Genomic DNA, 2,062 nt, shown 5'->3' with positions numbered 1-2,062 from the left:
CCGGGTGACGCGCCGAACGTGCTGGTCGCGATGAATCCGGCGGCGTTGAAGGCGAACCTGCCGGACCTGCCGCGCGGCGCGGAGATCATCGTCAACACCGACGAGTTCACCAAGCGCGCGCTGGCGAAGGTCGGTTACGCGGCGGATCCGTTGGGCGACGGTTCGCTGGAGGGTTTCCACCTGCACAAGGTGCCGTTGACGACGCTGACGCTGGAGGCGTTGAAGGACAGCGGTCTGGCGCGCAAGGACGCGGAACGGGCGAAGAACATGTTCGCCCTGGGCCTGCTGTCGTGGATGTACCACCGTCCGACGCACGGGACGGAGTCGTTCCTGCGGGCGAAGTTCGCGAAGAAGCCGCAGATCGCCGAGGCGAACATCAGCGCCTTCCGGGCGGGCTGGAACTTCGGCGAGACGACCGAGTCGTTCGCGGTGTCCTACGAGGTGCCGCCGGCCAGGCTGCCGGCCGGGCGCTACCGCAACATCTCCGGCAACCTCGCCCTGTCCTACGGGCTGGTCGCCGCCGCGCAGCGCTCGGGGCTGCCGCTGTATCTGGGCTCGTACCCGATCACTCCGGCGTCGGACATCCTGCACGAGCTGAGCCGGCACAAGAACTTCGGGGTGCGCACGTTCCAGGCGGAGGACGAGATCGCCGGCATCGGCGCCGCGCTCGGCGCCGCGTTCGGCGGGGCGCTGGGGGTGACGACGACGTCGGGGCCTGGTGTGGCGCTGAAGTCGGAGACGATCGGCCTGGCGGTGTCGCTGGAACTGCCGTTGCTGGTGGTGGACATCCAGCGCGGTGGCCCGTCGACGGGGTTGCCGACGAAGACGGAGCAGGCGGACCTGCTGCAGGCGATGTTCGGGCGCAACGGTGAGGCGCCGGTGCCGATCGTCGCCCCGGCCACGCCCGCGGAGTGCTTCGACGCCGCGCTGGAGGCGGCCCGGATCGCGGTCACCTACCGCACCCCGGTGTTCCTCCTCTCCGACGGTTACCTCGCCAACGGCTCCGAGCCCTGGCGCATCCCGGACGTCGACGAACTCCCCGAGATCGACCCGCGGTTCGCCACGGGCCCGAACCGTGAGGACGGCGCGTTCTGGCCCTACCTGCGCGACCCGCACACCCTCGCCCGCCCCTGGGCCGTGCCCGGCACACCCGGCCTGGAGCACCGGATCGGCGGCATCGAGAAGCAGGACGGCACCGGCAACATCTCCTACGACCCCGCGAACCACGACTTCATGGTCCGCACCCGCCAGGCCAAGATCGACGGCATCACCGTGAAGCCGGTCGAAGTCGACGACCCCAGCGGCGACGCCCGCGTCCTGGTCCTCGGCTGGGGCTCCACCTACGGACCCATCACCGCCGCGGTACGCCGGGTCCGCGCCGACGGCGGCGAAGTCGCCCAGGCCCACCTGCGCAACCTCAACCCCTTCCCCGCCAACCTGGGTGCGGTGCTGCGCAGTTACGAGAAGGTCATCGTGCCCGAGATGAACCTGGGGCAACTGGCCCTGCTGCTGCGGGCGAAGTACCTGGTCGACGCCGAGTCCTACAACCAGGTCCGCGGACTGCCCTTCAAGGCCGCCCAACTCGCGGACGTGCTCTGGGCCGCGATCGGCACCCTGGACGAGGAGGACCACCAGTGACCGAGCAGCACGCCTTCCCCTCCCTGCGCCTGGTCCCCAAGACCGAACAACCCCAAAGCGCCCGGGACTTCAAGACCGACCAGGAAGTACGCTGGTGCCCCGGCTGCGGCGACTACGCCATCCTCGCCGCCGTCCAGTCCTTCATGCCCGAACTCGGCATCCGACGCGAGAACACCGTCTTCGTCTCCGGCATCGGCTGCTCCTCGCGGTTCCCGTACTACATGAACACCTACGGCGTGCACTCCATCCACGGCCGCGCCCCGGCGATCGCGACCGGACTGGCCACCGCACGCCAGGACCTCAGCGTCTGGGTGGTCACCGGCGACGGCGACGCCCTGTCCATCGGCGGCAACCACCTCATCCACGCGCTGCGCAGGAATGTGAATCTGAAGATCCTGTTGTTCAACAACCGGATCTACGGCCT

The 2,062-nt window shown here is 69.5% G+C and carries 2 protein-coding genes; both read left to right on the top strand.

Translation table 11 applies throughout. The annotated features are described in order from the left end of the window. Window positions 1-1,638 (top strand): 2-oxoacid:acceptor oxidoreductase subunit alpha (locus ACGF0D_RS44145; RefSeq protein ID WP_392926218.1); only part of this gene is annotated, 1,638 nt, incomplete at its 5' end. After that, a partial coding sequence (locus tag ACGF0D_RS44140) for a thiamine pyrophosphate-dependent enzyme (RefSeq protein ID WP_392926215.1) occupies window positions 1,635-2,062 on the top strand: 428 nt, incomplete at its 3' end. The genes ACGF0D_RS44145 and ACGF0D_RS44140, both read left to right, overlap by 4 nt.

The organism is Kitasatospora sp. NPDC048298 (genome assembly GCF_043201465.1).
Classification (GTDB): domain Bacteria; phylum Actinomycetota; class Actinomycetes; order Streptomycetales; family Streptomycetaceae; genus Kitasatospora.
This window is presented reverse-complemented; position numbering and strand designations above follow the sequence as displayed.